This is a genomic window from Gordonia sp. SCSIO 19800, from assembly GCF_018132775.1.
GTDB classification, from domain to species: Bacteria; Actinomycetota; Actinomycetes; order Mycobacteriales; family Mycobacteriaceae; genus Gordonia; species Gordonia hongkongensis.
In genome coordinates this window covers 91,585-113,703 of sequence record NZ_JAGRQM010000008.1, presented here as the reverse complement: position 1 = coordinate 113,703, position 22,119 = coordinate 91,585, and the positions used below count along the sequence as shown (strand labels likewise).

19 protein-coding genes are annotated in these 22,119 nt (G+C 70.0%); 13 read left to right on the top strand and 6 right to left on the bottom strand.

Translation table 11 applies throughout. From position 1 onward, the window contains the following. Positions 1 to 25 precede the first annotated feature (25 nt). On the top strand, positions 26 to 1,417 hold the full coding sequence (locus KB201_RS11625) for a class II 3-deoxy-7-phosphoheptulonate synthase (protein WP_068970557.1): 1,392 nt from the start codon (positions 26 to 28) through the stop codon (positions 1,415 to 1,417). Positions 1,418 to 1,429: 12 nt separating this feature from the next. Here the strand turns inward: KB201_RS11625 and KB201_RS11620 are convergent, their stop codons facing one another. Further along, on the bottom strand, positions 1,430 to 2,626 hold the full coding sequence (locus KB201_RS11620) for a protein kinase (protein ID WP_159371057.1): 1,197 nt from the start codon (positions 2,624 to 2,626) through the stop codon (positions 1,430 to 1,432). A 152-nt stretch (positions 2,627 to 2,778) separates the two neighbouring features. Between KB201_RS11620 and KB201_RS11615 the strand changes: the two genes are divergently transcribed. After that, positions 2,779 to 3,144, top strand: coding sequence for an Rv2175c family DNA-binding protein (locus KB201_RS11615; protein ID WP_058251861.1), 366 nt, complete (start codon positions 2,779 to 2,781; stop codon positions 3,142 to 3,144). Here KB201_RS11615 and KB201_RS11610 read toward each other — a convergent pair. Both KB201_RS11610 and KB201_RS11605 read right to left on the bottom strand, forming a co-directional pair. Further along, positions 3,113 to 4,756 (bottom strand): alpha-(1->6)-mannopyranosyltransferase A, encoded by a 1,644-nt coding sequence (locus tag KB201_RS11610; RefSeq protein WP_211539327.1) that lies wholly within the window; start codon positions 4,754 to 4,756, stop codon positions 3,113 to 3,115. The genes KB201_RS11615 and KB201_RS11610 overlap by 32 nt on opposite strands. Further along, positions 4,753 to 5,952: a polyprenyl synthetase family protein gene (locus KB201_RS11605; RefSeq protein WP_211539326.1), complete on the bottom strand. Its 1,200-nt coding sequence runs from the start codon at positions 5,950 to 5,952 to the stop codon at positions 4,753 to 4,755. The genes KB201_RS11610 and KB201_RS11605 overlap by 4 nt, the downstream gene beginning before the upstream one ends. 11 nt (positions 5,953 to 5,963) lie before the next feature. Here KB201_RS11605 and KB201_RS11600 point away from each other — a divergent pair, with 11 nt between their 5' ends. After that, entirely contained in the window at positions 5,964 to 6,941 is a 978-nt protein-coding gene (locus tag KB201_RS11600; RefSeq protein WP_058251700.1) for a methylenetetrahydrofolate reductase, read from the top strand. A 51-nt stretch (positions 6,942 to 6,992) separates the two neighbouring features. Here KB201_RS11600 and KB201_RS11595 read toward each other — a convergent pair whose 3' ends face one another. The 3 genes from KB201_RS11595 to KB201_RS11585 all read right to left on the bottom strand — a co-directional run bounded on the left by KB201_RS11595 (position 6,993) and on the right by KB201_RS11585 (position 10,320). After that, on the bottom strand, positions 6,993 to 7,958 hold the full coding sequence (locus KB201_RS11595; protein ID WP_159371055.1) for a DUF3153 domain-containing protein: 966 nt from the start codon (positions 7,956 to 7,958) through the stop codon (positions 6,993 to 6,995). 65 nt (positions 7,959 to 8,023) lie between these two features. Next, positions 8,024 to 9,643, bottom strand: coding sequence for an NAD(P)/FAD-dependent oxidoreductase (locus KB201_RS11590; protein ID WP_159371054.1), 1,620 nt, complete (start codon positions 9,641 to 9,643; stop codon positions 8,024 to 8,026). A 2-nt stretch (positions 9,644 to 9,645) separates the two neighbouring features. Next, on the bottom strand, positions 9,646 to 10,320 hold the full coding sequence (locus KB201_RS11585) for an N-acetyltransferase (protein WP_078112824.1): 675 nt from the start codon (positions 10,318 to 10,320) through the stop codon (positions 9,646 to 9,648). Positions 10,321 to 10,685: 365 nt separating this feature from the next. On the opposite strand from KB201_RS11585, the gene KB201_RS11580 reads away from it, so the two are divergent. The 10 genes from KB201_RS11580 to murD all read left to right on the top strand — a co-directional run bounded on the left by KB201_RS11580 (position 10,686) and on the right by murD (position 22,115). Then, on the top strand, positions 10,686 to 11,159 hold the full coding sequence (locus KB201_RS11580) for an SAV_6107 family HEPN domain-containing protein (protein WP_058251704.1): 474 nt from the start codon (positions 10,686 to 10,688) through the stop codon (positions 11,157 to 11,159). Between the two features lie 166 nt (positions 11,160 to 11,325). Then, the gene (locus KB201_RS11575; protein ID WP_065632291.1) at positions 11,326 to 11,727 is read left to right on the top strand and encodes a DUF3040 domain-containing protein; all 402 of its coding nucleotides are present in this window, start codon (positions 11,326 to 11,328) and stop codon (positions 11,725 to 11,727) included. A gap of 582 nt (positions 11,728 to 12,309) precedes the next feature. Further along, positions 12,310 to 12,750 (top strand): division/cell wall cluster transcriptional repressor MraZ, encoded by a 441-nt coding sequence (gene mraZ / locus KB201_RS11570; RefSeq protein ID WP_058251706.1) that lies wholly within the window; start codon positions 12,310 to 12,312, stop codon positions 12,748 to 12,750. 274 nt (positions 12,751 to 13,024) lie between these two features. Next, positions 13,025 to 14,011 (top strand): 16S rRNA (cytosine(1402)-N(4))-methyltransferase RsmH, encoded by a 987-nt coding sequence (gene rsmH / locus KB201_RS11565; protein ID WP_211539325.1) that lies wholly within the window; start codon positions 13,025 to 13,027, stop codon positions 14,009 to 14,011. A gap of 2 nt (positions 14,012 to 14,013) precedes the next feature. Then, entirely contained in the window at positions 14,014 to 14,880 is an 867-nt protein-coding gene (locus KB201_RS11560) for a hypothetical protein (protein WP_211539324.1), read from the top strand. Positions 14,881 to 14,989: 109 nt separating this feature from the next. Further along, the gene (locus KB201_RS11555; protein ID WP_211539323.1) at positions 14,990 to 16,915 is read left to right on the top strand and encodes a penicillin-binding protein 2; all 1,926 of its coding nucleotides are present in this window, start codon (positions 14,990 to 14,992) and stop codon (positions 16,913 to 16,915) included. A 276-nt stretch (positions 16,916 to 17,191) separates the two neighbouring features. Beyond that, a complete protein-coding gene (locus KB201_RS11550) occupies positions 17,192 to 18,838 on the top strand; it encodes a UDP-N-acetylmuramoyl-L-alanyl-D-glutamate--2,6-diaminopimelate ligase (protein ID WP_211539322.1) in 1,647 nt (548 codons plus the stop codon). Then, positions 18,835 to 19,320, top strand: a complete 486-nt coding sequence (locus KB201_RS11545; protein WP_058251711.1) for a hypothetical protein — start codon at positions 18,835 to 18,837, stop codon at positions 19,318 to 19,320. The genes KB201_RS11550 and KB201_RS11545 overlap by 4 nt, the downstream gene beginning before the upstream one ends. Positions 19,321 to 19,441: 121 nt before the next feature. Continuing rightward, positions 19,442 to 20,539, top strand: a complete 1,098-nt coding sequence (mraY, locus tag KB201_RS11540) for a phospho-N-acetylmuramoyl-pentapeptide-transferase (protein WP_058251712.1) — start codon at positions 19,442 to 19,444, stop codon at positions 20,537 to 20,539. Continuing rightward, entirely contained in the window at positions 20,532 to 22,115 is a 1,584-nt protein-coding gene (gene murD / locus KB201_RS11535) for a UDP-N-acetylmuramoyl-L-alanine--D-glutamate ligase (protein ID WP_211539321.1), read from the top strand. The genes mraY and murD overlap by 8 nt, the downstream gene beginning before the upstream one ends. Positions 22,116 to 22,119 lie beyond the last annotated feature (4 nt).

Below are 22,119 nucleotides of genomic sequence, written 5' to 3'. Positions count from 1 at the left end.
CCCACGTCTCCTCTACCCTGGACGGGTGGTGAACTGGACCGTAGACGTTCCGATCGACGACCTTCCCGAGCTCCCGCCGCTTCCGGGGGATCTCCAGACGCGTTTCGACGACGCGATCAGCCGCCCGGCGGTACAGCAGCCGAGCTGGCCGGCCGACGAGGCGCGCAAGATGCGGACCGTCCTCGAGTCGGTCCCGCCGATCTGTATGCCCGCCGAGGTCCAGACGCTCGCCGCGCAGCTGGCCGACGTCGCCGAGGGGCGTGCATTCCTCCTGCAGGGCGGTGACTGTGCGGAGACGTTCGCCGACAACACCGAACCGCACATCAAGGGCAATATCCGCACGTTGTTGCAGATGGCGGTCGTGCTCACCTACGGCGCCAGCATGCCGGTGGTCAAGGTCGCCCGGATCGCAGGCCAGTACGCCAAGCCGCGATCATCCGACACCGACGCCCTGGGGCTGCCCTCCTACCGCGGCGACATGGTCAACGGATTCGTGGCCGACGCGGCGGTGCGGGCACACGACCCGTCCCGGCTGGTGCGCGCCTACGCGAATGCCGCGGCCGCGATGAATTTGGTCCGCGCCCTCACCCAGGCCGAGGCGGATCTGAGCCGTGTGCACGACTGGAACCGCGAGTTCGTGCGTACGTCACCGGCCGGCGCACGCTACGAGGCCCTGGCGTCCGAGATCGATCGCGGCCTGCGGTTCATGGACGCCTGCGGCGTCACCGATTCGAATCTGAACTCCGCCTCCATCTTCGCCTCGCACGAAGCGCTCGTCCTCGACTACGAGCGCGCCATGCTGCGGCTGGCCGACGACCCCGAGGGTGCCGGCAAGGTCCTCTACGACCTCTCCGCCCACTTCCTGTGGATCGGGGAGAGGACCCGCCAGCTCGACGGCGCCCACATCGCGTTCGCGGAGCTCATCAGCAATCCGATCGGCGTCAAGATCGGGCCCACGACGACGCCCGAGCAGGCCGTCGAATACGTCGAGCGTCTCGATCCGCACAACGTGCCCGGGCGACTCACGCTCGTCGCGCGGATGGGCAACGGCAAGGTCCGCGACGTGCTGCCGGCCATCGTCGGCGCCGTCGAGGCGACCGGCCACAAGGTCATCTGGCAGTGCGATCCGATGCACGGCAACACCCATGAGGCGTCGACCGGCTTCAAGACCCGGCACTTCGACCGCATCGTCGACGAGGTGCAGGGGTTCTTCGAGGTGCATCGCGCGTTGGGCAGCCATCCCGGTGGCGTGCACGTCGAGTTGACCGGCGAGGACGTCACCGAATGTCTCGGTGGCGCACAGGAGATCTCGGATCTCGACCTCGGGGGACGCTACGAGACCGCCTGCGATCCGCGGTTGAACACGCAGCAGTCGCTCGAGCTGGCGTTCCTCGTCGCGGAGATGCTGCGCGGCTGAGGGAGCAGGGCATCAGCCGATCGCCAGGAACGTGCTGCCGACCCAGAAACCGAGGGCGCCGAGGCCGCCGACCAGCACCAGCACGACGACTATCCAGACCAGCGCGCCGAGCCGGCTGCCGCCGATGAGTTCGGGCTCGACGGCCATCGGCCGTGAGGTACGACGGGTCACCGGACGCGGCGCGGAGCCGACGTCGTCGCGCTCGGCCGCAGGTCGCTCCACGGGTGTGGCTGTGTCCGCAGGCCGCGCCGGGCCGGGCACCGACTGGACCCGGGTGCCATGGCCGCCGGGATCGGGGCCCCGGTAGCGCGACACCGTCTGACGCTCGGCCGACCGGCGCGGCGCGGGCACCGTGAACGGCGGGAGGTCGAGTTCGTCGGCGACGGCGAGCAGGGCCCGTTGCATGTCGAAGCCGTCGGCATATCGATCGGCGGGGTCGCGTTCGGTCGCGCGCAGCACGATCTCGTCGAACTCCTCCGGCACCCCCGGGATCACGTCGCCCGGCGCCGGCACGTCGAAGCTGAGTCGCTGGTAGGCGAGGGCCAGGGGTGAGTCGCCCGAGAAAGGTGTTCTGCCCGTGAGGAGTTCGAACATCATCACACCCATGGAGTAGACATCGCTGCGAGCGTCGGCGTGGGTGGACTCGACCTGTTCGGGGGAGAGGTAGGCAGCGGTCCCGAGGATCACGCTGGCCGAGGTCACCCCGGCCTCGGCCACGGCTCGCACCAGTCCGAAGTCCGCGACCTTCACCTCGCCCTCGTCGGAGATGAGCACGTTCTCGGGTTTCACGTCCCGGTGCACCAGACCCGCGGCATGTGCGGTGCCGAGCCCGCCGAGTACCGGCGCGGCCACCGCGACGACGGCATGGGGTGGCATCGGGCCGCGCTCGCGCAACAGTTCGCGCAGGCTGCCCCCGTCGACCAGTTCCATCACCAGGAACGCGATGCCGTCGTCGATGCCCTGGTCGTACACCGAGACGAGCCCGGGATGTTTGAGGCCGGCGACCGCGCGTGCCTCGAACTCGAAGCGGCGCAAGAACTGTGGGTCTCCCGAGTACCGGGAGTCCATCACCTTCACCGCCACGTCGCGTCCCAGCCGCAGGTCGACGGCGAGGTAGACCGCCGACATGCCGCCTCGCGCGATGGGCGCGTCGATCCGGTACCGGTCCTCGAGGACGGTCCCGAGCATCGTGTCGACGGGGGAGTTCACGCTGCCGAATCTACCTGCAGCCCGGGCCGGTCGAGAGCATCGGCACGATGCCGACCGAGGGCGTCGCCGCCGGGGCGTTCGCGGGTCTCGTTCGTCATGTCGTCGCGACCCGACGGTTTCTCCCGCTCCCGACTACCGGCTACCCTTTCGACGTGGGTTCCCTACCGTTGTCGCCTGACACTCTGCCTTCCGACACCGAGTTCCTGTCGATCGACGATGTCGCCGACCGCCTCGGGGTGTCGACCAACCGGGTGCGGACACTCATCCGTGACCATCACCTGCTCGCGGTCTCCCACAACGGATACCCGGCGATTCCGGCGCTCTTCGTGGACGAGGGCGGCGTCGCGAAACACTTCTACGGGCTCGTGGCGGTCCTGATCGACGGCGGTTACACGCGCGACGAGGTGATGGAGTGGCTGTTCACCGAGCAGGAAGATCTCGGACTCCACCCGGCGGCAGCGCTGCACACGGATCTCGCCCGCGAGGTCATCCGCCGGGCGCAGGCCCAGGCTTTCTGAGCGACGCCCCGGCCCCGAACCCCCGGGGTCCGGACTCCCGGTGCTCGGCCTCGGCGCGCCCCGACTCCTCGACGCCCGTCTCCGCGAGGACATCCGACGCGAGAGTGCCCTCGCCGGCCGGGGTCGCGCCCCACGCCCACCTCCCGAACCGGCCCAGCTGCAACGGGTCCCGACGGGTCAGCGACCAGGCCGCGACGCCGGCCAGTGCGGCCGCCAGCGTCACCTCGACAGGTTTGTAGAAGACGATCGCGTCGTCGGGCTGGAACACGATCAGCAGGAACGTCGAGGCACCGACGACCGTGGCCCGCACCCACATCGGCAGGTCGAAGGCCACGGCGATCACCAGCACCCACGTGTAGTACCAGGGCAGCGTCGACGGCTCGAGCAGGAGTACAGCCAGCATCGCCCACGCCATCCCGGCGACCGCGTCCCGCACGTCGTGGCGGTGGCGCCACCAGAGCGCGACCAGCGTGACCGCGAGGACCACCGAACCGATTGCCCGCGTGACCTCCAGCACCGGTTGCAGATTGAGGGCGACGAACGGCGCCGCGACGAGGGTCACGACATGGGCGGCGAGGGTGGGAATGGTGAACCAGTTGATGATGACGTCGGCCCACCCCAGGCCGGTGAGCCAGCCGAGTCCCAAACCGATCACCAGGGTCCACAGGCCGAACACCGCGACCGCGATCCCGACGATGGATGCGAACACCGTCACCACGTCGCGGGCGGTCACCGGTCGCCGGGAACGGATGTGCGACAGCCAGATCCACAAGACGAACGGCAGTGCGATGCCGGCGGTGATCTTGATCGACACCGCGAGCGCCAGGACGGCTGCGCCCACCACGTGCCGGCCGTCGACCACCAGGACGATCCCGGTGACGAGGACGCCCATCATCAGCAGCTCCACGTGCGGTCCCGCCACGAGATGGATCAGGACCAGCGGGTTGAACAGCACCAGCCACAGCCCGGCTTGCGGGGAGGCCCCGAACCGCTCCGCCAATCGGGGTATCGCCCAGAGGGACAGGAAGAGTCCGGGCAGCAGCACCAGCCGGATGGCCAGCACGCCGAGGACGACCTGGTCGCCGGTGATCTCGGTGACGACGCGCAGCATGCCCATGAAGAAGGGGCCGTACGGTGCCGTCGTGGTCGCCCAGACCTGCGCCATGCTGTCGACGAGCGGACCGGGCAGGTGGGCGGGACCGTCGGCATACGGGTCGAAACCGGCGCCGAACACCGCGCCCTGGGCGAGATAGGCGTAGACGTCGCGCGAGTACACCGGCACCGCGACGAGCAGGGGAGCGGTCCACACGAGCACCCATCGGCTCAGCGTCCGCGTCGTCGGCGCGGTGTCGGTGGTGGAGGAGATGATCCGACGCCCCAGCCGGACCCACCCGAACACCATGAGGAACACGCCCAGCCAGAACAGCGTCCCGAAGACGTTCTTGCCGTGCCCGTACGTGATCCAACTCAGACCCAGATCGGAGAGAAGAGCGGAGTTGCGCGGCGGGTCGCCGACCCCGAAGCTGCCGAGACAGACCAGCACGGACCCGATCGCGCCGAGGATCAGATCGCCCCGACCGGCCGTGGCGGCGCCTGTCACGGAAGTGCTCACGCCTGACGGTGCGCGACGCGATCGGCGACCGCGATCAGCTCGGCACGGATGTCGTCGCCGATGTCGGCGGCGTCGAGTGCGGTCAACGCCGACCCCAACAGCTCGTCGATCGAGTTCTCCACCTCGGCCACCGCGCCGAGCTCGACGAACAGGTCTCGCGCGGAACCCAATTCGTCGCTGTCGAGCCGGCGGCCGAAGTAGGAGCGCAACCGCGCGCCGAGGGCCGGGTCGGCCGCATCGGCGCGTTGCAGCGCGATCGCGCGCAGGGCCGTGTGCTTGTCCGAGACCAGATCGTCCCCGGACGGTTTACCCGTGCGTTCGGGATCGCCGAAGACGCCGAGCAGATCGTCGCGGAGCTGGAAGGCGATGCCGAGGTCGTGCCCGATCGCACGCAGCGTCGACACCAGCTGCTCGGACGCACCGGCGAGTCGCGCACCCAGCTCGAGTGGTCGCGCGACGGTGTAGGCGGCGGTTTTGAACTCCATCACCCGGTAGGCGGCCTCGGTCGAGTCGTCGCCGCCGGCCTCGTTCACGATGTCCAGGAACTGGCCGCCGAGCACCTCGGTCCGCATCGCCGCCCACGTCGCGCCCACCTCCGCGGGCAGCGGGTGGTCGCCGTCCCTGCCGGTTGAGCGGTCCCTGCCGGTGGAGCGGTCCCCGCCGGTCGAGCCTGTCGAAACCCCCGGCCGGTGACCGTGGACCAGGTCGTCCGCCCAGGCGAGCGCGAAGTCGCCGGCGAGGATCGCGGCCGCGACCCCGTGGGCGCCGGAGTCCCCGGCCCACTCCGCGCTCGCGTGCCGTGACTCGAACTCCCGGTGCACGGTCGGGTACCCGCGCCGGGTGTCCGACCGGTCGATGATGTCGTCGTGGATCAGGGCGCAGGCCTGCACGAGTTCGAGTGCGGCGCAGACGCGCAGCGCGTCCCGCGGGCCGGGGGCGTCGTCCTCGGCTGCGGCCCCGGCGACGGCACGGTCCGACGACGACGTCCCGCAGCGCCACCCGGCGAAGGCGAAGACCGGTCGGATGCGTTTGCCTCCTCGCAGAACGAACTCCCGGATCAGTTCGGCCGCCTCACCGACCACCGGTGCGATCGCGGCGGCGGCCGGGACCGCGTCGTCGAAGAAGGCGCGTAATTCGGCCTCGACGGCGCCCGGAACCGCATCGAGCGAGTTGGGCGTGGGGATCGTGGAGGTCACCCTGCCAGGCTATGCGACCTGCTCCGTACACTGTGCGGGTGACCCCAACCGCTCCCGCACCCTCGATCGTCGAACGCCTGTCCGCTCCGCACCGCGGCCCGGTCCCGTTCTCGGTCGAGTTCTTCCCGCCGCGTGACGCCGAGGCCGAGTCCCGGCTGTGGCGGGCGGTGCGCATCTTCGAGCGGTTGTCCCCGGCGTTCGTCTCGATGACCTACGGTGCCGGCGGTTCGACGCGGGATCGCACGGTGCGCATCACCGGTGAGCTCGCCGCACAGACCACGCTGCTGCCGGTGGCCCACCTGACCGCCGTCAATCACAGCGTCGCGGAACTGCGCGCGCTCGTCGGTGCCTACGCCGACCAGGGCATCACCAACATCCTCGCGCTCCGCGGCGATCCGCCCGGCGATCCGCTCGGCGAGTGGGTCGCCCATCCCGACGGCGTCGAGTACGCCGAGCAACTGGTCCGGCTCATCGATACCCTCGGCGACTTCCACGTGGGGGTGGCGTCGTTCCCGGAGACGCATCACCGGTCGCCCGACATCGAACACGACACCCGCACACTCGTCAGCAAGTTGCGGGCCGGGGCCGAGTACTCCATCACCCAGATGTTCTTCGACGTCGAGCACTACTTGCGGCTGCGCGACCGGGTCGCGGCCGCCGACCCCGAGCAGGGACTCAAGCCGATCATCCCGGGCATCATGCCGGTGACGTCGCTGGCCACCGTCCGTCGCATGGTCGAGCTGTCGGGATCGGTGATCCCGCCCGACGTCGAGGAGCGGTTCGCCAAAGCGGCGGGCAACGGCGCCGAGGAGGACCGCGCGTCGGTCCGTGCCGTCGGCATCGACTTCGCCACCGAGATGGCACAGCGACTCGTCGCCGAGGGTGCGCCGTGCCTGCATTTCTGCAGTCTGAACTTCGCCAAGGCCACGACGGAGGTCCTGGGCCGACTCGGCGTGGACGTCGACGCCGCGCTGCACGTCCCGGCCTGAACGGCCGAAGCTGTTCCGCCGGACCGGTGTCGACGCCGGTCCGGCGCGGCATCATGTGCCCGCGGGTGGCTTTCGATCCGCGGGCGGCGATGCCGATGACGGACCCGACACGGGATCGGCGGCAGCCGCGAGTCCTTCACCCGAGATCGACGAAGGGTTTGTCTTCGCCGCGACCGGACGTCCGGGCCGCGGTCCGCGATACCGCTTGGAGTAGGCGATCCGGACGATCACCAGGACGACCACGACGCACAGCAACGCGACGAACCACGACCAACTGCTGACCGCGGCGGTCGCCGGGTCCGGATAGGTGGCATCGGCGCTGAAGTCCGACGGTTCACCCGGAGCAGGGGTCCAGGTCACGGTGGACTCGCCGACCTGCTCGCCGTTCGTCGCGGTCACCGGACCGCCGAAGGTGACGGTCAGCTGCACGTAGTCGCGGTCCGGGACCAGCTCGGTCAGATCGGCGTCGCCGCGGAACCGCACCACCTCCCCGCTGCGCTTGGCGGTGAGGTCCATCGTCAGCGAGGTGTCGCCGTAGGCGTCGGCCACGATGTCGCCCAGCTGGGCGAACTGTCCCGCGGTGAGATCGCTGAACGACGCCCGCGTTCCGACGCGCGTGGCGGGATCGTCCTCGGCGGGGTTCTCGTCCGCGCCGGCCTCGTCGTTTCCGGCGGGCTCGGAGGGGGAGGGGGAATCCGCCGTGTTCTCGGGTCCGGCGCCCGGAGACGACGGCGCCTCGGGACGATCGGGCACCTGTTTGTAGTCGGTCACCGAGACCTGCCCCACCATCGACTCGGGGAGGTCGAACTGCGGTGTCCCGCGCGGATTGTCCGGGGTGGTCGCCACGACGACGCTCCCCGAGTAGCGATCTCCCACCGTCGTCGACCGTTCGAGACAACCGGCCATCAGCGGGGAGAGGGCGACGAGAGCGACGGCCACCGCGGACGGCAACAGGCGCCGGGCTCGGCGGGACCCGGGCGCACCCGGTACGGGATTCGACGAACGCACGGTGCTCATCGTGCCAGACCCCGGCCGGACCGCGGGGCACCCGTCACACCGCGCCGCGTCGGGTGTCGGCGGTGTCAGGGCCGACGGCCGAGACCCCGACGCCCGCGTCGCAGCGCCAGGTGGGCGGCGATGTAACCGCTCGCGCCGGTGACACCTCCGCCGGGGTGAGTCGACGCTCCGGCGAGGAGCAGGCCGTCGGCACCGGGGACGCGGTGTCCGGCGAGGTCGGGGGTGGGACGCCACATGAACATCTGGTCGATGGACATCTCGACATGCATGATGTTGCCGCCGATCAGGCCCAGCTCATCGGCCAGATCTCGCGGCGTCTGGACGTACCGATGCGCGACCGACTCGGCGAAACCGGGCGCGTGGCGGTCCACCTCGTCGACGACGGCCTTCGCGGCGCGGTCCGCCGCGGCCGGCCAGTCGCCGTCGGCCAGCCGGTACGGATGCCACTGTGCCCAGAGATTGATGACGGAGCGGCCCGGGGGCGCGAGCGTCGGATCGATCGCCGAATAGCTCATCGCGACCACAGCCGGGCGCGGCGGGAGCTCGCCCACCGACGCCGCGGCATGGGCTCGGGTGAGGTGGGCGCGGTCGGTGACCAGCAGTCCGAGAGCCGAATGGACGCCGTGCTCGGGCAGGTCGCCGGGCAGCCCCTGGTAGTCGGGCAGGCCGGTCGTCCCCAGGCGAACCGCCATCCCGATCCCGCTGCCCACGACGATGGCGCGTCGCCAGCGGTCGATGACGCCCGCGTCGAAACCGCCGGCGGCGAGGAGGTCGAGCGTGGTGAGCACGTGGCAGGCGTGGATGACTGTTGCGGCACAACGGGATTGACCCGTGCCGGTGAGCACCCGCCAGTGGTCGCCGCAGCGGGCGACGGAGACCGCGGGGTCGCCGCAGGAGACACGGCCGCCGTCCTGGTGGATTCGGTGCACGAGGGCCTCGGTGAGGGCGCCGCTGCCCCCGATCGCGCGTCCGGGCGGGATTCGGTGCATGAGTGCGGCGAATCCGATCATCGGCGCCGTGCCCGGTGCGCTCATGGGCGGTCCGGACTGGGCGCCGAACCACGCGAGTCCGGCCTTGAGCTGTTCGGACTCGAAATACTCGTCGAGGAGGGAATCGCCGGAGGCCATCAACTCGGCGGTCAGGTTCAGCACCCGGCCGCCGCGCCGGCCGAACAACCCCGTGCGTGCCGTGGCGGCGGTGCCGCCGAGCCCGCCGAAGGCCCGGCCGAACTTCCCCATCGTCGCGGGTTGGTAGAACGCATCCATGACCGCCCGCGCCCGCGGCGTCCACGTCTCCACGAACCGTCGATATGCGGCGGCATCGGCTGCACCGCAGGCGTTCTCGATGGAAGCACACGTCGCGTCGAGGTCGGTGCGGAAGACGATCGGCGGGGCGGTCGCGGTGGCCGGGACGAACGCCCACGGATCGCAGTCGACGTAGCGCAGGCCGTGCGCGGCGAGGTCGAGGTCGTCGAGGACGGGGGAGTGACGGATCATCAGATGCGACGACGACCCCCGGTCGACCCGATGGCCGGGGAACCGTTCGACGGTGGAGACCGCGCCGCCGGGGATGTCGTCCCGCTCGAGTACCTCCACATCCCGTCCGGCCTGTGCCAGGTAGGCCGCGGCGATCAGGCCGTTGTGGCCCGCGCCGATGACGACGGCGTCACGCCGGGTGCCGTGCATCGTCAGCTCCCGGTACCGGCGCGGCGGGCGGCGGCCGGGGGTTGCAGTTTCAGGGGGAGCGGACGGCCGAGGAACGCGAACGGACGCGGATCGCCGGTGAAGGTGAAGTGGCGCAGGACGTCGGTGAAACCCATCCGCCGGTACAACGACCACGCGCGGTTGTCCTCGGCGGGGATCTCCGGGGTCGACAGCAGCACATGGCGTTCGGGCCGATCGGCCAGCAGCCGGGCGAGGAGCGCCTGTCCGATCCCACGGCCCTGGGCGGTCGGGTGGACGTGCAGCTCGGTGAGCTCGAAGTAATCGCGCGCGATCGCCTCGACCGTCTCGGGCGGTCGGCCCGTCTGGCGGAGTCCGAGCCGCAGCTGCTGGTTCCACCACTGACCGGTCGCGCCGGTGTAGCCGTAGGCGATGCCGACGAGCAGGTCGTCGGGTCCGAAGCCGACCGGTGGACCGACCCGGCGCCGCGCGGCCGGCATGGTCCGCGCCTCGTATGGGGTCACCGTCTCGACCGCGCCCACCGCACGCCATCCGGGCCGCGCGATGTGTTCGCGCCAGAGCCCGGCCCGATGGATCTCCGTACCGCGCGGATAATTCATCGCGGTCACGTAGATCTCCAGGGCCGGCTCGAGCCAGGCCCGGGCGTCCTGGCCACTCAGGCTCACCAGGCGGATGGTCAACGGATTTCCGTTCTCTGCATCGTTCGTCCTGCGTCGTCGACCTGCGGACGAGGTCGGCTGCCGCTGGGGCGGGCCGCCCTCTGCCGGGGGCATCGCGTCGCAGGCCACTTCCGGGAATTGTCCTATCGATGATGCACACTCGGCAGGAATCGGCCCGCAGGTGGTGGCGTTGTACTCCCCGGCGGGGGTTTCGGGTCACAGATGTCTTGAACGCCGACGCCGGGATAGCTATATTGAACGTGTCGAACGGATGTTCGATGAATGTGCCTCCGCAAGCTGTTCGCGTTCATCCGACGACACGGTCCGGCGGCGGACGAGGGAAGCGTCTGCCGCCGGACACAGCCCATACGCACGAGGAGGACGACATGGCCAGACACCGCAGCGCCACGGCTCTCACCCACGCGGCGCCCGTCGACCCGGTGATGGTCGGTCGAGCGCGCGATCTCCTCGAGCGTGCACACGTGCTCTTCGACAATGCCGACGGCGTCGACGACGACGTCGAGCGGTTCCGTCAGCTGTACCTCGTTGCCCTCCGCGCCTCGGGCGCGGCCCTCGCCGTGCACGAACCGGTCGGGACCGTGCGGCGCAGGACGTCGAACGCCTGGACCCGCATCGGTGTGGTCGCCCCAGAGCTGGCGCCGATCGCCGCCCGGTTCGCCGCGCTGTCGCCGGTTCGGATGAAGATCGAGTCCGGGATCATCCGCACGATCGACCCCGACAGCGTCGCCGGCATGCGGCTGCTCGTCCTCGACTTCCTGCGTCGGGTCGAGACGATGGTCATCGCCTACGAGCAAGGAAAACTCGGTGCCGAAGCGCCGCAGATCGGCGCGACGGCGTGAATCCGGCCACACTTTGCGGTTTCTGGCACCGCCCGGTCGTCGGCAACAGCGAGTAATGGTGGTCGCGGTCGATTTCACCTCGTATCATGGGACGATATAGGCGCAGACGCCTTTCCGGTCGCGGGTGACCTTCGTCGGCGTCACGGATCAGTGAGAAGGAGGGTCGGTGCCACTTTCGGAGCACGAGCAACGCATGCTCGAACAGATCGAGAGCGCGCTGTACGCGGAAGACCCCAAGTTTGCGTCCAGTGTCAAGCGTCGGCGCCTTGGGAAGTCGAGCGGTCGTCGTCGCCTGCAGGCGGCAGCGGTCTTCGTCGTCGGCCTGGTGATGCTGGTCGGCGGACTCATCGTCAACATCAACATCGGCGGATTCCCGATCGTGAGCCTCCTGGGCTTCCTGGTGATGTTCGGGGCCGGCCTCTTCGCTCTCTGGGGAGACAACAACACCGCCGAGGCGGGCTCGTCGTCGACCAGGTCCGGCAAGAAGCAATCGGGGTCGTCCGGCGGCAAGCGCAAGCTGTCGGAACGCATGGAGGAGCGATTCAATCGTCGGTTCGAGCAGGAGTGATCCGCTGATCCCGACTCCGCGTTCGTCGATCGGCTGACCGACTCCCACAACTCCGCATACGACTGAGCCGCGTGCCTTCGGGCACGCGGCTCTTTCATGTCCTCGATCGCTCTCCAGAGCACGCTGAACGGGTTGGGCGCACGGTCGACGGATTCGGGCGCACGGTCGACGGATTCGGGCGCACGGTCGACGGGATCGGACGCCCAGTCAGCGGTCCTCGCGCTTCCGTACTGGCGATCCCCACTTCTCCCCACCGGCGATCACCACTTCTCCCCACCGGCGATCCCCACTTCTCCCCACCGGGTCGCCCCACTTTGCCCCACTAGAGGATTTACGCCTGGGTTTCCCGCCTCTCTGACCTCATCGGTATCTCTGGTCACACGCTTGTTGCCCTTCTTTCCGCCCATGACGCGCCGGCGACACGCGCGTTCACCGTCATCTTGAGCTCCTTGAACTGGGAATTTGCTGTCAGTGGGTGAATGCGGGGGCGGTGGGGGTGGAAAGTGGTGGAAAGTGGGGTACTGTGGCAGCACTGGGTGAGGCGAGATACGACGCGGAACCCGGTGGGCAGGAGGTGTCGACGTGTCCGTGCGATTCGTCGGTACCTACACGCCCAAATTGGACGACAAGGGGCGGCTCACGTTGCCCGCCAAGTTCCGCGATGCACTGGCAGGAGGGGTAGTGGTCACCAAAGGTCAAGATCACAGCTTGTCGGTGTACCGGACCGAAGAGTTCGACGCGATAGCCGCTCGGATCGTCGAGGCGTCTCGGAACGACCCTGATCTGCGCGCGTTCCAGCGGACGTTCTTCGCCGGTTCGGAAGAGCAGCGACCGGACGGTCAGGGCAGGATCAGCCTGTCCGGCGACCATCGCGTGTACGCGGGGTTGTCCAAGGAGTGCGTGGTGTTCGGCAGCTTCGATCACCTCGAGATCTGGGACTCGGCCGCATGGAACGAGTACCAGACGCGGCACGAGGAGAACTTCTCGGCCGCCAACTCCGCCGCGCTGAACGCGGTGCTGTAGCCGGAGGACCGGCCCGCCACACCGCCGAGACAGCAACACCAACGACAGCAACCGACCAGAAACCGACCGAAGAGACAGCAACCGATGGGCGAGTTCGGTGCCCAGCGGCTTCGGGTGGCACGAGGCCCCGGCCCGGTGGCGACCCTGGCGTACTTCCCCAACGCCAGGTGCGTGATCGGGTCGGGACCCCGCTCCATCCGACCGCCTGCTCTCGCCGATCCGAGGCATCCGCCCACCGCCGATACCGCATACATGCCGATGGGGGGTCTTCATCATGGTCGATGCCGAGGACGAACCGCGTCGGTCCGGCGAGTTCGGCCACATCCCCGTCATGGGTGCGCGCATCGTCGAACTGCTGGCCCCCGCGCTGGATTCCGACGATCCGCGCGTCTTCCTCGACGCCACGCTCGGCGCGGGCGGGCACAGTCAACTGGTTCTCGAGTCGTTCCCGAACGTCCGCGTGGTCGGCATCGATCGGGACGCCTCGGCACTCGAGATCGCCCGCGAGCGCCTGGCGTCGTACTCCGACCGGATCTCGCTGCACCAGGCCACCTTTCACGAGATCCGCGACGTGATGGACGCAGCGGGGGAGTCGGTCATCGATGCCGCACTGTTCGATCTCGGGGTGTCGTCGATGCAGCTGGACCAGGCCGGACGCGGTTTCGCCTATGCGGTGGATGCGCCGCTCGACATGCGCATGAACGCCGACGACCCGCTCACCGCCGCCGACGTGCTCAACACGTACTCGCACGGCGAATTGGCCCGTGTGCTCTCCGATTACGGGGAGGAGCGCTTCGCCGGCCGGATCGCCTCGGCGGTCCTGCGGGAGCGGGACAAGGAGCCCTTCACGACCAGCGCGCGTCTCGTCGAACTGCTCTACGACGCCATCCCGGCCGCCACCAGGCGGACCGGCGGGCACCCGGCGAAGCGGACGTTCCAGGCGCTGCGCATCGAGGTCAACCATGAATTGGACGTCCTGCGTGAGGCTTTGCCCGCTGCGCTGGACGCGCTCGCCGTGGGCGGACGGATCGCCGTGATGAGTTACCAGTCTCTCGAGGATCGGATCGTCAAGCGCGAGTTCGCGACGCGCACATCGTCCACCTCACCTCCCGGGCTCCCGGTCGAGTTGCCCGGCACGGCACCGGAATTCCGTCTCGTCACGCGGGGCGCCGAACGTCCGGACGAGAACGAACTGGCCACCAACCCGCGCTCGGCGCCGGTACGTGTCCGCGCGATCGAACGAGTCGAGAAGAAGGGCTGAGCATGACCATCCTGCACGAGGCCCCGTCGCGGTCCGCCGGCGACGAGCGCGATTCGCGACGGTCACGCCGAACCCGCATCGAGTCCGAACGTGCGACGCGATCGAGGGCCGCCCAGCGGGCACTCGACCGTCGACACCGACGCTCCGCGGCGGGTCGTGCCACGCCGCCGCGTCGTACCGGCGGCGGACTGTCCATGACCGGGGTGTCCCTGCGAGAGCGACTGCAGCACACCCCGTTTGTCGTGCCGGTGATCGCGTTGCTCGTCCTCGGACTCGGTCTCAGCCTGTGGTTGTCGACCAAGGCGGCGCAGGATTCCTACAAGCTGGGAATCGAGCGGACGCAGAACCAGTCCCTCATCGATCAGCGCGACGCGCTCAAGCGCACGTACGAATCGGGCAACTCGGCGCCTGAATTGTCGGACAAGGCAGCACGTCTCGGCATGATCCCCGCCGACAACCCCGCTCGGATGATCGTCGACGACCCGCGACGCCCGCGGGTGGTGGGCAAGCCGGAGCCCGCGTCCGGGCGTCCGATGGGGAGCCTGAATCCCGATACCGCACCGGATCCCGCGGAATCGATCGACCCGAGCCAGGTCGACGACTCGATCGGGCTGGGCGGCGGATCGGGTTCCGCGGGACCCGAGGCGGGTGGGACGTCCACACCGCAATCCACACCGTCGCAACCCACATCGTCGCAACCGGCATCCGGCGAACCGGCGGCCGGCGGACCGTCTCCGTCGCAGACCGCACCGCCGGGCGCGAATCCGCTCCCGTCCGGTGCGAGTCCGGCTCCCTCCGGGGCCGGTGCCGTGCCCCCGGCCGCGCCGTCGACCCCGACTCCGGCGCCGAATGTGGTGCCCACCCCGTGAGTTCGCCCCGATCCGCGCTTTCGAAGTGCGCTGGATCTCCGGCGCCATCTCCAACCCGCCGGGGTCAAATCCGGGGTAACCACGTTGAAGCGGTGAACAATTGACGACCATGACACGTGCGACCTTCGAGCGGCTCGGCGCCGGCCCGTCGCGTCCGGGACGCCGACCCGGGCGTGGACCCGGAGCGGGGTCGGGAGGATCGGATCGGAAGGGGTCCGGCGGGCGGAACGGCCGTGGGCCGCAGGGTTTCGTCTTCCGTGCGCGCGCGGCCGGCGTGGTTGTCCTGCTGGTCGTTCTCGCCGTCGCGGTCAAGATGATCGTCGTCCACACGGTGCAGGCGAGTTCGATCTCTGCCGAGGCCGCACAGCAGCGCGAGTACACGCAGGTCCTCACCGCCAAGCGCGGTGCGATCCTCGACCGCAACGGGCGCCCGCTGGCCTACACCGACGAAGCGCGGTCGTTGACGTTCCTGCCCAAGGCCGTTCGCAAGACGATCGAGGAAGAGCACCGCAAGAACCCCGCGCTTCCCGACGTCGAGACCAGGCTCGAGGAGATCGCGAAGGGGGTGTCGGTGGCCCTCGGTGGTTCGATCAGCGAGGAGGATCTCCTCGAGAAGGTCACCGGCGAAGACACTTTCGTGTACCTCGCGCGGTCCGTGAGCCCCGACGTCGCGTCCCGGATCACCGAGGACTTCCCGGAGGTCGGTGCCGACCCGCAGAGCATCCGCCTGTACCCGGGTGGGTCGCTGGCGGCGAACGTGGTCGGCGACGTGAACTACGACGGCAACGGACTCATCGGGCTCGAGGCGTCGCTGGACTCGATCCTGTCCGGGACGGACGGCTCGCGGACCTACGACCGGGGATCGGACGGGGCCGTCATCCCCGGCAGCATGCGCAACGTGCACCCGGCTCTCAACGGGGCGACGGTACGCCTCACCCTCGACTCCGACATCCAGTGGTTCGTCCAGAGCCAGGTCATGAAGGCCAAGCAGGCATCGGGTGCGCAGGGCGCGTCGGCCGTGGTGCTCGATGCCAAGACCGGTGAGGTGCTGGCGATGGCGAACGACGGGACGTTCAACGCATCCATCCCGTTGTCCGATCAGCCCGATGCCGAGCTGGGCAACCCCGCCGTCACCTCGCCGTTCGAGCCGGGGTCGGTCAACAAGCTCATCGCCGCCGCGGCCGCCGTCGAATACGGCATCACCCGGCCCGAGACGGTGCACCGTGTTCCGGGCAGCATCCGGATGGCAGGGGTGACGGTGCGCGACGCCTGGGAGCACGGGGTCGAGCCGTACACGACCACCGGCATCTTCGGTAAGTCGTCGAACGTCGGCACCCTGATGCTCGCGCAGCGGATCGGCGAGGAGCGCTTCGCCGACATGGTCAAGAAATTCGGTCTCGGTCAGCGAACCGGGGTCGGCCTGCCCGCGGAGAGCGCGGGAGAGGTTCCCGCCCTGAGTCAGTGGTCCGGTGGCTCGTTCGCCAACCTGCCCATCGGACAGGGCCTTTCGATGTCGCTGCTGCAGATGACCGCGATGTACCAGGCGATCGCCAACGACGGCCTGCGCATTCCGCCGCGCATCCTGGCGTCGGAGCAGCGGGACGGGTCGGCGCCCGACGACCGGGCGCGGCCCCAACCCGTCCGGGTGGTGAGCGAGTCCACCGCCCGGACCGTCCGGGACATGTTCCGGTCGGTGGTGCAGGACGACCCGACCGGTGAGCAACAGGGCACCGGGACCAAGGCGGCCGTCGACGGCTACCAGGTGAGCGGCAAGACCGGCACCGCGCAGCAGGTCGATCCATCCTGTGGGTGCTACTCGAACTCGCGGTACAACATCACGTTCGCGGGCATCGCCCCGGCCGACAACCCGCGCTACGTCGTCGGGATCATGCTCGACAATCCACGGCGCAGTTCCGACGGGTCGGGCGGTCAGTCGGCGGCTCCGCTGTTCTCCACCATCACGTCGTGGATGCTCCAGCGCGCCCAGGTGCCGCTGTCCGCGCCGACGCCCCGGCTGACCCTGACCGCACGGTAGCGCCCGCGGAGTCCGTCGCCGATCAGCCGGACACCCGGACAGGTGCGGCCACGGGCGCACCGTGTGCTGTGGCGTCGGGGCGGGTCGGTATCGTGAGTGCGATTCTGCGCCTCCCGACGAGGCACCGACGCACCTCGCGGCACAGCCCGGTCCGACGTCCTGACACCGACACCCGTACCGAGCAGTCCCGCACGACCAGCACAGTCCCGAGGAGCGAGCATGTTCGCTCGCCCGTGGGAAACGCCGAGAGAAGAACCGAGGAGGCGAGGAGCACCGATGGCGTCTCGTCGACCATCACCCGACCGGAGTGGCGGACCCATCCGTCCGCGTCATGTCACGCCGACACCGGTGTCCGTGTTGTCCACCGCCACCGGGGCCCGACTCGACCTGGTCGGCGGCGCCGACGCCGAGACCCAGGTGACCGGGGTCGTCCTGCGGGCGCAGGACGTCCGGCCCGGTGACCTGTTCGCCGCTCTGCCCGGGGCCAGCACGCACGGCGCGAAGTTCGCCGATCAGGCCGTGGCGGCCGGTGCGACGGCCATCCTCACCGACCCCGCCGGCCGGGCCGAACTGGCTCGCGTCCTGCCGCCGGAGACGGCCGTCGCGGTCCTCATCCATCCCGCTCCCCGCACGGTTCTCGGCAATGTCAGCGCCCGCGTGTACGGCAATCCGTCCCAACGACTCAAGCTGATCGGCATCACCGGCACGTCGGGCAAGACCACCACGTCCTATCTGGTCGAGGCCGCCCTGCTGGCCGCCGGGCACTCGGTAGGGCTCATCGGCACCGTCGAGACCCGCGTGAACGGCGTCGCCCAACCGAGTTCGCTGACCACGCCGGAGGCGCCGACCCTGCAGGCCCTGCTCGCAGCGATGCTCGAGGACGGCGTCGACATCGTCGTCATGGAGGTGTCGAGTCATGCGCTGGCGCTCGGTCGCGTCGACGGTGCGCATTTCGCGATCGGCGCGTTCACCAACCTCTCGCAGGACCACCTCGACTTCCACCTCACGATGCGCGCCTACTTCGACGCAAAGGCCCAGTTGTTCGTCCCGTCCGCCCCGACGCACGCGGTCCGGGCGGTCGTGTGCGTCGACGACGAGTGGGGTCGGCGAATGGCCGAGCTCGCCCGGCGGCCGGGCGAAGCTGCCCATCTGCAACCGGTCCTGGTGTCCACCGGGCCGACGTCGGCCCACTGGCATGCGGGTGAGTCGTCGCTCGCCGACGACGGCTCGTCACGCACCCCGTTCACCGAGCCGGACGGTGAGCACGAGCTCCTCATCCCATTGCCCGGCCGGTACAACGTGGCCAACGGGCTCCTGGCCGTCGCCGTGGCACACGCCGCCGGGGTGCCGGTGCCCACCGCACTCGAGGCGGTCGCGTCGGTGAGCGTCCCGGGACGCCTACAGCGCATCGATCGTGGACAGCCGTTCCTGGCCCTCGTCGACTACGCGCACAAGCCGGGCGCGATCGAGGCGGTGCTGGCGACACTGCGCGGGCAGACGACCGGACGGGTGGCCATCGTCGTCGGTGCCGGCGGCGATCGCGACACCGGCAAACGGCCGCTGATGGGGGAAGCGGCCGCGCGCGGTGCCGAACTCGTGGTCGTGACCGACGACAACCCGCGTACCGAGGACCCGGGTGCGATCCGGGCCGAGGTGCTCGCCGGTGCACAGGCCGTGCCCGGAACCGAACGCCCCCGCGGCGCGGAACCGATCCGGGAGATCGGCGATCGCGCCGCCGCGATCGAGGCGGCCGTCGCCTGGGCACGGCCCGGCGACGTCGTGCTGGTCGCCGGCAAGGGACACGAGGCAGGACAGGAGATCGACGGCGTGAAGCATCCGTTCGACGATCGAGAGGTCGTCGCCCGTGCGCTCGAGTCCCGCGCAGCCGAGGCTCCGGGTGCGGTCGCGGAGAGCGAACGATGACCACCGGAGCGGTGACGGTCATCCGCGGCGATGCGCCGGTGTCGGTCGACGACGCCCGCCGGCTGATCCGGCGCCTCGCCGAGTCCGCCGGCGCCGGCCGCACCTGGGCGGTCATCGCCGAGCTGGCCTCGCCGGCCGGCCTGACCGAGAACCAGCGCGTCGTCGAACACGATCTGCTGGGTCGCCTGGCGGTCCGACTGGCCGTCGACAAGACTCTCTGCGTGGGGGATTCACGATCGGTGCACGCGCTGCACCAGGGCGCGGTCATGGAGGGTTCGTGGGGTGACGAGGCGCTTATCGTCGAGTCCGTCGACGCCGCCGCCCGACTCGCCGACACCGAACCGGACTGGCAGCCCACCGCCGGCGACGTCATCCTGCTGGCCGCGGCCGGCGCCGATCTCGACTCCGTGATCACCGCGTGGTCCGAGCGGGGCGGATGGCGGGTCGTCGACGCCCCTGCCGGCGACGAGGCGGCACCGTGAGCGCTCGCGCGGGCGTGAGTGGGCCGACGATGCCGCTCCGCCGCGGGGTGTCAGGCAGGTTCGGGAAGATCGCGGTCGGGAACAGACCGGTCGCGTACGGAGAGGATGCGGGGGCAACGCGGTGACACAGATACTCCTCGCGGGGGCGATCGCGATCGCGGTGTCGATCCTGCTGACGCCGGTCCTCATCAAGGTGTTCTCCCGGCAGGGCTTCGGGCAGGAGATCCGGGTCGAGGGCCCACAGAGCCACCAGACCAAGCGCGGGACCCCGTCGATGGGCGGCGTCGCGATCCTGGCCGCCCTCTGGGCCGGCTATTTCGGCGCCCACCTCGTCGGGGTCTTCACCGATGCCGGGAACGGGCCGACCGCCTCCGGACTGCTCGTTCTGGGGCTGGCGACCGCGTTGGGCGTCGTCGGGTTCCTCGACGACATCATCAAGATCCGCAAGCATCGCAATCTCGGTCTGAACAAGACCGCGAAGTCCATCGGGCAGTTCATCGCCGCCATCCTCTTCGGCATCCTGGTGCTGCAGTTCCGCAACGACTACGGCTACACGCCGGCGAGCACGAACCTGTCCTACGTCCGCGACATCGATGCGATCACGCTCGGGTCGGTCGTGTTCGTGGTGTTCTGCTGGCTGGTGGTCGCGGCCTGGTCGAATGCGGTGAACTTCACCGACGGACTCGACGGCCTGGCCGCCGGCTCGATGGCGATGGTCCTGGGCTCCTACGTCCTGGTCACCTTCTTCCAGTTCGTCAACGCCTGTGCGGGCGGCGCGAAACCACCGAGCGAGATCCCCACCGGCTGCTACCAGGTCCGTGACCCCCTCGACCTCGCGCTCATCGCCGTGGCCGGCGGCGGCGCCTGCCTCGGCTTCCTCTGGTGGAATGCGGCGCCCGCCAAGATCTTCATGGGCGACACCGGCTCGCTCGCCCTCGGCGGCATGCTCGCCGGTCTGTCGATCACCACGCGAACGGAGTTGCTCGCGGTCGTCATCGGCGCGCTGTTCGTCGCCGAGATCATGTCGGTGGTGATCCAGATCGCCTTCTTCCGGACCACCGGTCGTCGCGTGTTCCGGATGGCGCCGTTCCATCACCACTTCGAACTCGGTGGCTGGGCGGAGACCACGGTGATCATCAGATTCTGGTTGCTCACCGCCATCGCCTGTGCGCTCGGCCTGTCGCTGTTCTACGGCGAGTTCCTGACCACCAATGGCTGATCGCCCGGCGGCGGTCCCGACCCCCGGGGGGCCCGACCCGCGCGAACTGGCCGGCCGGACCGTGGTGGTCGGCGGGGCCGGGACCGCGGGGTTGTCCGCCACCCGGTTCCTGGTGACGCTCGGCGCGCATGTCCTGCTCGCCGACGACCGGTTCGCCGGTGCTGACGCGCCGCCCGTCGACCGGAACGCCGCGGCTGCGGCGGTCGCCGGGGTCGCCGAACTGATGTCGCAGGGCGTCGAGCCGGTTGCCGTCGCGGATCTGCTCACCGGTCCCGGGCGACTGGCGACGGCCACGGTCGTGATCGTGTCACCCGGCTTCGCGCCCACCCACCACCTGGTGGCGGCCGCGGCCACCGCCGGCGTACCGGTCTGGGGCGAGGTCGAACTGGCCTGGCGCGTGGACGTCGCGGGACTGCTGGGCGAACCACGCACCTGGCTTGTCGTGACCGGCACCAACGGCAAGACGACGACCACGTCGATGCTCGCCGGGATCGTCGAGGCATCGGGCCGCACGGGTGCGGCCTGCGGCAACATCGGGCTCCCGGTGCTCGACGCGATGCAGGCCGAGCCCCGGGTGGACGTGCTGTGTGCGGAACTGTCGTCATTCCAGCTGCATTGGGCGCCGTCGGTCCGTCCGCATGCGGGAGTCGTGCTGAACGTGGCCGAGGATCACCTCGACTGGCACGGGACCTTCGAGGCGTACGCACTTGCCAAGGCGGGAGCGCTGCGCGGTGCGGTGAGTGTCGTCGGACTCGACGACCCGGTCGCGTCCGGCCTGCCCGCCGCGGGCCGCCGCATCGGTTTCACGCTGCGCGAGCCGCAGCCCGGACAGCTCGGCGTCGCGGACGGTGTGCTGATCGACCGCGCCTTCGACGCGGGCCGGTTATACGACGCCGACGAGGTGCGCCCGGCCGGACCGTCGGGTGTCGCCGATGCGCTGGCCGCGTCGGCTCTCGCGCTCGCGGCCGGCATCGGGCCGGAGGCGATACGGGCGGGGCTGGCGTCCTTCCGGCCGGCCGGTCATCGCGGCGAGGTCGTCGCCTCGCGGAACGGGATCGACTTCGTCGACGACTCCAAGGCCACCAACCCCCACGCAGCCAAGGCGGCGGTCGCCGCCTTCGACCGAGTCGTGCTGATCGCGGGCGGTCTGCTCAAGGGTGCGTCGATGGACGAGATGCTCACCGCGGTGGGCAGTCGGCTGGCCGGGGTGGTCGCGATCGGCCGTGACCGAGACCTGGTGATCGAGGCGATCGCGCGACACGCCCCAGAAGTCCCAACAGTCACAGTATTCACAGGGGACGATGGCACGGTGAACGTGCATCGTCCGGGACAGGCCGGTCCCCAAGCCTCAGCAGTTGATCTCCCGGGGACGGGCTCCTCGACATCGGTGGCGGTCATGGACCGGGCCGTCGAGGAGGCGTGGGTGCTCGCGGAGGCGAGCCCGTCCGCGCCCGACGCCGTGCTGCTCGCACCCGCGGCGGCCTCGCTGGACATGTTCGCCGGATACGGCGCGCGCGGTGACGCGTTCGCCGCCGCCGCGCGTCGGATCGCCGGCTCGCCCGACACCGGACGCTGAGTCG

What these genes read in the sequence shown, in the direction of transcription:
- KB201_RS11550 (WP_211539322.1), top strand. Translation starts at nt 17,192, where the DNA reads ATGGCGTCTCGTCGACCATCACCCGACCGGAGTGGCGGACCCATCCGT.
- KB201_RS11555 (WP_211539323.1), top strand. Translation starts at nt 14,990, where the DNA reads ATGACACGTGCGACCTTCGAGCGGCTCGGCGCCGGCCCGTCGCGTCCG.
- KB201_RS11590 (WP_159371054.1), bottom strand. Translation starts at nt 9,643, where the DNA reads ATGCACGGCACCCGGCGTGACGCCGTCGTCATCGGCGCGGGCCACAAC.
- KB201_RS11595 (WP_159371055.1), bottom strand. Translation starts at nt 7,958, where the DNA reads ATGAGCACCGTGCGTTCGTCGAATCCCGTACCGGGTGCGCCCGGGTCC.
- rsmH (WP_211539325.1), top strand. Translation starts at nt 13,025, where the DNA reads ATGGTCGATGCCGAGGACGAACCGCGTCGGTCCGGCGAGTTCGGCCAC.
- murD (WP_211539321.1), top strand. Translation starts at nt 20,532, where the DNA reads ATGGCTGATCGCCCGGCGGCGGTCCCGACCCCCGGGGGGCCCGACCCG.
- KB201_RS11600 (WP_058251700.1), top strand. Translation starts at nt 5,964, where the DNA reads ATGCGACCTGCTCCGTACACTGTGCGGGTGACCCCAACCGCTCCCGCA.
- KB201_RS11560 (WP_211539324.1), top strand. Translation starts at nt 14,014, where the DNA reads ATGACCATCCTGCACGAGGCCCCGTCGCGGTCCGCCGGCGACGAGCGC.
- KB201_RS11580 (WP_058251704.1), top strand. Translation starts at nt 10,686, where the DNA reads ATGGCCAGACACCGCAGCGCCACGGCTCTCACCCACGCGGCGCCCGTC.
- KB201_RS11545 (WP_058251711.1), top strand. Translation starts at nt 18,835, where the DNA reads ATGACCACCGGAGCGGTGACGGTCATCCGCGGCGATGCGCCGGTGTCG.